This window comes from Sphingomonas yabuuchiae (assembly GCF_014199595.1).
Lineage (GTDB): Bacteria > Pseudomonadota > Alphaproteobacteria > Sphingomonadales > Sphingomonadaceae > Sphingomonas > Sphingomonas yabuuchiae.
The window spans coordinates 1-4,717 of record NZ_JACHNX010000047.1 but is presented as its reverse complement, the minus strand read 5'-3'; the positions used below and the strand labels follow the sequence as shown (position 1 = coordinate 4,717).

The following is a 4,717-nucleotide window of genomic DNA, read 5'->3' as shown; positions in this document are numbered from 1 at the left end:
GAACCTAGCTCATAGCTGGTGAGCTAGGGGTAGCTCATAGCTGGTGAGCTACCCCCCCCCGCTAAGTTGATGATTATAAATGGTTTTTATTTAATCCCTTCTATGATCTTATGATTACCCCCTGAAAGGGGGCTGCGAGTTATCCATGCCCCGCCATAGCGCTATCCAAAAGCTGGCGGCGGCGGGGGGTGGGTAACTCGCTAATCAGGCCGCCTACGGCGGTGATGATGAGTGCCGCTAGTCGCGGCACGCGTTAGGCGCATGACGGACAGGAATCCGCATCCCTTCCACGTCGCACACGCTGCAAGGTCGCAATTGGCTATCAGGGGGTGTGCAGGAGCCGATTCCGGCCCATAGAGCGCAGGGAGGCGTTGGGGGGTAGGTTTCGCCATCCAAGGGCTTGGCGGTGCCCTGACGGGCACCAGAGGGTAAAATCAGGGGTTTTCGGTTCCGCGCAGATGGCAAGGCGGACATTCGCCCTCGCCTGCCGTGCCCCAGCTATCGAGCCAGCGGGCCACTTCCTCGCCGGTCAGATGCAGCCCGGTTTCCTGATATTCGGCCCATGAGGCGAGGGCTTCGGCCTTGAAGCTTTCGCGGGCTTCCACGTGGCCCACGATCAGATTTGTCCCGTCGCCACAAGCTGGCCGAGCAGGGCGTTTACACGGGTTTGCCATCCGGGGCCGCTGTCGCGCAGATGCTCCACCGTCTTTGCATCCAAGCGGATTTTCACCTCGACCTTGGGAGCATCCAGCTTGGGCCGCCCGCGCTTGCGGCCCATCTTGGCGTCAACCCAGTCAACACCATGGACCTCACGCGCCGGACGCATACCCTGCATGAACTCCTCGGATAGCGGAGCATCTTCGCTGTGAATTTCGGGATCAAACTTGGGACGCATAGTAGAACCTCACCTCGTGTTTCTCCGCTCTGCGGAGGCTGATGGCGCGTATTGCATCGTCCGTTGAACCATCGGCATAGGCCAAAAAATAGAGGCGGTCGCCGATGAAGCCGATGGATACGAAGCGAACTTCGCCATAGTCGAACCGTGTGTCTTCACGGTCGAGCGATGTTGTAAAATCGAAGTCCGCCGCAGCCTGCAATGATACGCCGTGCTTGGCGAGATTAGCCTCGTCCTTGGCCGGATCGAACTCGACTTCCATAGCAATCTCGTACACCCATTAAATGTTAAGAGCAAGAATTTACGTACACCCGATAATGAACTGGCCTATTGCGCCTGCAAGGGCACCCAATCGCCCTTGCAGCGTTGAGTTTTGGCGTCCCATCGTGCGGTGCAGCCGTATAGCCGCTGTTCAATCTTGGGTTCCTTCGCCCACTGGTAGGCGAGGGCCGCGGCGAAGATCAGGCCCAGCCCGATCATGGCCGCGTAGAGCCATCCCTTCAGATGCTCCCACCCGATGGCTGCGCTGACGCGCTGAAGCTGCGTAGCGGCCCGCAGGAGTTCGTTGAGCGCGTTCTGCGTCTGCTGCCCCGCTTCGGCGCGCTGGCGGGCGTCATGCTCGATCTGGCGGGACAGGGCGGCGACCTGCTGGGCGACCCCTTCGGCCCCGGCCTTCCGCATGGCGTCGAGCAGGATGCGATAGTCCGCGCCGGGATCGGAGGGAGGGGGCGCGTCGAACTCGGCAGGGTCGAAGGGATCAGGCATCGGCAGGGCCTCCCTTGAAGGTCCAGCCCTCGAACGCCTTGCGGTCCTGATCGCGGCTGATGCGGTTCATCAGGTCATTGAGGCGGGATTCCCATGCGGGGTCTTTCATGGCGGCATCGAGGAGCAGGCCGCCGAGGATGATCTTGCGGCGCGCATCGGCCTTGCGGTTCATGGTGGCGGCGCGGGCTTCCAGTGCCTGCAACCGGGCCTTGGCCTGCTGGACCTTGCGACGTGCGGTTTCGATAGCCTCTGGCGTGGGAGCGGCCATGGTCAATCCTTTCGCTGCGCGATATTGATAGCACCGGACCCGACCGAACGAAAGAGAGGAAGGGCGCACTTATGCAAACTTGCGTTTGCGTGCGTCAGGGGATACCCCTGAACCCCAGCGGGCTATCGCCCGCGCCATGCTCCCGCATGGCTAGTAAGGGCGCGGCGATGGCGAGCTTCCATCTTGCGGTTAAGACGATCAGCCGTTCCGCCGGTCGCAGTGCGACGGCGGCAGCGGCTTATCGTGCGGGCGTCGAAATCACGGACGAGCGAACCGGCCTCGTCCACGATTACACCCGCAAGCAAGGCGTCGAGCATAACGCGCTTGTTGTGCCCGCCGACGCCCCGGCGTGGGCCAACAACCGGGCCGCGCTCTGGAACGCCGCCGAGCAGGCCGAGACGCGCAAGAACTCCACCGTCGCCCGTGAATATGAAATCGCGCTTCCGGCCGAGTTGTCGGCCGAGGCGCGGCGCGAGCTTGCGCTGGGCCTCGCGCGGGAGATCAGCGAGCGGCATGGGGTGGCGGTGGACGTGGCGATCCACGCACCAGGTCGCGAGGGCGACCAGCGCAACCATCATGCCCATCTGCTGACGACGACGCGGCGGATCGGCCCGGAAGGGCTGGGCGAGAAGACCCGCGAACTGGACCAGAAGACGAGCGGGGAGGTCGAGCGCTGGCGTGGCCGGTGGGCCGAGATGCAGAATGTTGCCCTTGAGCGCGCCGGTAGCGTGGAGCGGGTGGACCATCGCAGCCACCAGCGGCAGGGGATCGAGCAGGAGGCGACCGTGCATATGGGGCCGAGCGCGACGGCGATGGAGCGCCGCGCCGAGCATCAGGCGATGCGGGAGGGGCGGGCCTATGAGCCGGTGACGATGGTGGGCCAGCACAACGCCGGCGTCATCGAGCGGCGGGGCCTGCGCCAGTATATCGAGCGGGGGACCGAGTGGCTACGCGATGCGGGGCAGCGCATATCGGGCAGACTCCATGCGTTCGCGGCGACCTTGAGCGGCGCGGTCGATCGCGATCGGCGCGATGCCGCCGAGGCGCAGCGTCAGGAGCAGCTTGCCGCCGAGCGCGCCCGTGAGCAGGCACAGGAGCGCCAGCAGGCGCAGGAACGGGAAAAGGTGGCGGAGAAGTTCAGGACCATAGCCGGGAAGCGCGAGGCGGGCGCCCACGGCTATGGCGACCATAACAGCGACTGGAAGGCGACCCCGGAGGCGCTCCGCAAGGCGGTGGATGCCTATAACGGGGCGAACCAGCACACCAAGGATCTCTACATCGAGCAGATCCAGCGCGAACCCCAAATGGCGCGGGCGGTGGGGCAGTTGCTCCACGAGCGCGAGCTGGTCCTGCAACGGGATCGCGGCATGAGCCTGTGAGGGTGACGGAAAACCCTGAAATCGGGGTTTTCGTGCGGACTTCCAATGCGTCAGGGTTTTTCGTGCAGCCAGATCGCAGCGGCGGCGTGGTCGCGACTGGGGCGGTCAGCCATGCGCGGGTTCAGGTGAAACCCGCCGCCCTCATGCCTCATCGCCGCTAGGGCTGTTGCCCTGGCGGCTGAACAGACGGGACCAGAATCCACGCTGGGGGACGGGTTGAGGGGCGGCACGTTGATCGGTCAAAGCGAGTGTCGCACGTTGCGCTTGTTCCCGCCAAGCGTCCCGGTCGGCCTCGGCAGTTGCGGCCCTCCGTTCGGCGGCTTCAAGCTGTGCCCGTAGCACAGCCGTTTCCACCGTTTCCTTTGGAGTTTCCAATCGTTCATATTCAACGGTTTCTGGCTGTTTCCGTGGAAACGCGCGGAACAGTTCGGCGGGGTCTATTTGGTATCCCGCAGGGGTTTTGTCAGCATAGCTTAGCTTACCTGATTTCAGGGCTTTGCTAATAGTTCCCTTGGCAACACCAGCAGCCTTTGCGGCTTCTCCTAGACTTAGATAGGTCACGAATCTTCACCCGTTTCCAATCGTTCAAATGGTGGTGTTTCCGGGGTTTCCATATACTGCGCGGGCAAGTCAGGTTCCATCCCCGGAAGTGATGGTTCAGACGGGGGCGGAAGGCCCGGACCGCTTGGCAACTGACGCTCTCCCGGGAACAGGTTCGGCAGGCGATGGAGCGCCGGTTGTGCGCCCAGTTCATCACGATCCGGCTGTTCATCATCTGCAATCAGCACAGCCGCTGAGAACAAGCTGTAGCGAATGCCATCACGCTTGCCGCTCCATGCGACCCGATCATTGATGATATAAGCGCAGGCTGTCCCGGTTGGGCCGATCTGGCGGACTTCGATCCACCCTTGTTCGCGAAGTATGGACAAAGCCCGCTTAAGGGTGGGGAGTGAGCAATGGGCTGCCTTTGCCAATGTCGTTTGGCTGGTCACAATGGCATTATGCCGTCCCATTTGAGCCACCAGCACATGAAGCACCGATGACGCACGGGGGTTGGCGATGGCCAGTTGCGCCCATCTCTCATGAGCGGCGCGATCAGTCTGCACCCATGTCCCGCCCGGTGCGGTGGTCAAACCCAGTTGCTTTGACTCTTGCGACATTGGCACTCCCCAGTCCCACAGACTGATAAATTTGATCCAGCGTGAGCTACCCCTAGCTCATCTATGATCAAAATCAGAACGTCATTGAATGAAATTCAAAACCGACGTGCCGAAAACGTGTTGCAATTTCAATCATAAATTTTCGAATTTTGTTCGAACCTAGCTCATAGCTGGTGAGCTAGGGGTAGCTCATAGCTGGTGAGCTACCCCCCCCCGCTAAGTTGATGATTATAAATGGTTTTTATTTAAT

Annotated in this window: 8 protein-coding genes; 1 reads left to right on the top strand and 7 read right to left on the bottom strand. The window is 61.9% G+C overall.

Annotation, left to right across the window (positions count from 1 at the left end; all coding sequences use genetic code 11):
* Positions 1-434: 434 nt before the first annotated feature.
* The 5 genes from GGQ89_RS19640 to GGQ89_RS19620 form a co-directional block, all read right to left on the bottom strand.
* Positions 435-614 (bottom strand): transcriptional regulator, encoded by a 180-nt coding sequence (locus tag GGQ89_RS19640; protein ID WP_082733613.1) that lies wholly within the window; start codon positions 612-614, stop codon positions 435-437.
* A 2-nt stretch (positions 615-616) separates the two neighbouring features.
* Positions 617-895 carry a BrnA antitoxin family protein gene (locus GGQ89_RS19635; RefSeq protein WP_029547671.1) on the bottom strand — a complete coding sequence of 93 codons (279 nt, stop codon included), beginning with the start codon at positions 893-895 and terminating at the stop codon, positions 617-619.
* Complete coding sequence (locus GGQ89_RS19630) at positions 879-1,157, bottom strand: BrnT family toxin (RefSeq protein ID WP_010337273.1); 279 nt, start codon at positions 1,155-1,157, stop codon at positions 879-881. Before GGQ89_RS19630 ends, GGQ89_RS19635 begins: the two co-directional genes overlap by 17 nt.
* Before the next feature lie 65 nt (positions 1,158-1,222).
* Complete coding sequence (locus GGQ89_RS19625; protein WP_066769916.1) at positions 1,223-1,660, bottom strand: hypothetical protein; 438 nt, start codon at positions 1,658-1,660, stop codon at positions 1,223-1,225.
* Entirely contained in the window at positions 1,653-1,928 is a 276-nt protein-coding gene (locus tag GGQ89_RS19620; RefSeq protein WP_010337271.1) for a hypothetical protein, read from the bottom strand. The genes GGQ89_RS19625 and GGQ89_RS19620 overlap by 8 nt, the downstream gene beginning before the upstream one ends.
* A gap of 146 nt (positions 1,929-2,074) precedes the next feature.
* On the opposite strand from GGQ89_RS19620, the gene mobQ reads away from it, so the two are divergent.
* Complete coding sequence (gene mobQ / locus GGQ89_RS19615) at positions 2,075-3,307, top strand: MobQ family relaxase (RefSeq protein WP_231736769.1); 1,233 nt, start codon at positions 2,075-2,077, stop codon at positions 3,305-3,307.
* 141 nt (positions 3,308-3,448) lie between these two features.
* On the opposite strand, the gene GGQ89_RS19610 is transcribed toward mobQ, so the two are convergent.
* Together GGQ89_RS19610 and GGQ89_RS19605 are read right to left on the bottom strand one after the other, a co-directional pair.
* Entirely contained in the window at positions 3,449-3,868 is a 420-nt protein-coding gene (locus GGQ89_RS19610; RefSeq protein WP_010337277.1) for a hypothetical protein, read from the bottom strand.
* Positions 3,865-4,440 carry a helix-turn-helix domain-containing protein gene (locus tag GGQ89_RS19605; RefSeq protein ID WP_082733612.1) on the bottom strand — a complete coding sequence of 192 codons (576 nt, stop codon included), beginning with the start codon at positions 4,438-4,440 and terminating at the stop codon, positions 3,865-3,867. Before GGQ89_RS19605 ends, GGQ89_RS19610 begins: the two co-directional genes overlap by 4 nt.
* Positions 4,441-4,717 lie beyond the last annotated feature (277 nt).

What these genes read in the sequence shown, in the direction of transcription:
- GGQ89_RS19635 (WP_029547671.1), bottom strand. Translation starts at nt 895, where the DNA reads ATGCGTCCCAAGTTTGATCCCGAAATTCACAGCGAAGATGCTCCGCTA.
- GGQ89_RS19630 (WP_010337273.1), bottom strand. Translation starts at nt 1,157, where the DNA reads ATGGAAGTCGAGTTCGATCCGGCCAAGGACGAGGCTAATCTCGCCAAG.
- GGQ89_RS19625 (WP_066769916.1), bottom strand. Translation starts at nt 1,660, where the DNA reads ATGCCTGATCCCTTCGACCCTGCCGAGTTCGACGCGCCCCCTCCCTCC.
- GGQ89_RS19620 (WP_010337271.1), bottom strand. Translation starts at nt 1,928, where the DNA reads ATGGCCGCTCCCACGCCAGAGGCTATCGAAACCGCACGTCGCAAGGTC.
- mobQ (WP_231736769.1), top strand. Translation starts at nt 2,075, where the DNA reads ATGGCTAGTAAGGGCGCGGCGATGGCGAGCTTCCATCTTGCGGTTAAG.